General features: G+C 58.7%; 2 protein-coding genes. Both read left to right on the top strand.

Going from position 1 to position 942, the window contains the following annotated elements:
• Positions 1-558, top strand: a 558-nt coding sequence (locus ACR0EL_RS21875; RefSeq protein ID WP_480502273.1) for a J domain-containing protein, incomplete at its 5' end; no start/stop codon positions are given.
• Positions 555-899 carry a hypothetical protein gene (locus ACR0EL_RS21870; protein WP_480502272.1) on the top strand — a complete coding sequence of 115 codons (345 nt, stop codon included), beginning with the start codon at positions 555-557 and terminating at the stop codon, positions 897-899. The genes ACR0EL_RS21875 and ACR0EL_RS21870, both read left to right, overlap by 4 nt.
• Positions 900-942: the final 43 nt, after the last annotated feature.

Here is a 942-nt window from a genome sequence, read left to right as displayed (position 1 = left end):
CGCACGCAGGAGTTCCATGCACCGGGCCACAACCTGAACTACTCGCTGCAGATCAGCTTTCTTGACGCCGTTTTTGGAGCCAGTCAGAAATTGACCCTGCCAGATGGGAACCGGATTGAAGTGAAGATACCTGCGGGTATCACGACCGGGCAAACCATCCGCCTGCGTGGCAAAGGGGCCCCGGGGTACGGCGATGGGCCTCCCGGCGATGCGCTTGTGACGATCTCGGTTGCGGATCACCCGGTGTTCGACCGTCAGGGCGATGACATCCACATCACGCTGCCCATCACCATTGATGAGGCCGTTCTGGGTGGCAAGGTTCCCGCCCCCACCATCGACGGTGGCGTCAATGTCAGTGTCCCAGCGGGGACCAGCAGCGGCAAAACCCTGCGCCTGCGTGGCAAAGGAGTCAAGAAACGCGGCTCGTCCGAGCGGGGCGATCAGTTCATAGAACTGACCGTCGCAATGCCAGATAAGGTAGACGATGAATTGAAGCACTTCATGGAGACATGGCGCGAAACCCACGGCTATGATCCGCGCAAAGGAATGCCGTCATGAACCGCACATTGACCGAAGCCGAACTGATCGACGCCATCACCCGCCTGACTTCGGATCGCCTGACCGAATATCTGGCCGCTGAGATCGTGATCCCCGAGCAATCGGAGCAAGGTCTGCGATATCAGCGTATCGACGTTGCACGTCTGGAACTGGCATGCGAACTGCATGACCAGTACGACATGGAGGCCGATGCACTGTCGATGATGATCTCTCTGATCGACCAGATGCACGGGCTTCGCGCTGAACTGCGTGAGGTTTTGAACGCGGTCGAGGCGCAGCCCGAGCCGGTCCGGCAAAACCTGATCGAGGTCATCGGAACCGCCCGCTTTCGCCGCGGATAGGTCTAAAGCGTTTTGCGTTTTACCTGAGGCAATATCATCGAAA

It is taken from the genome of Ruegeria sp. AH12 (assembly GCF_056541465.1).
The sequence above is the reverse complement of the archived record's forward strand: the minus strand, read 5'-3'. Positions and strand labels throughout refer to the sequence as shown.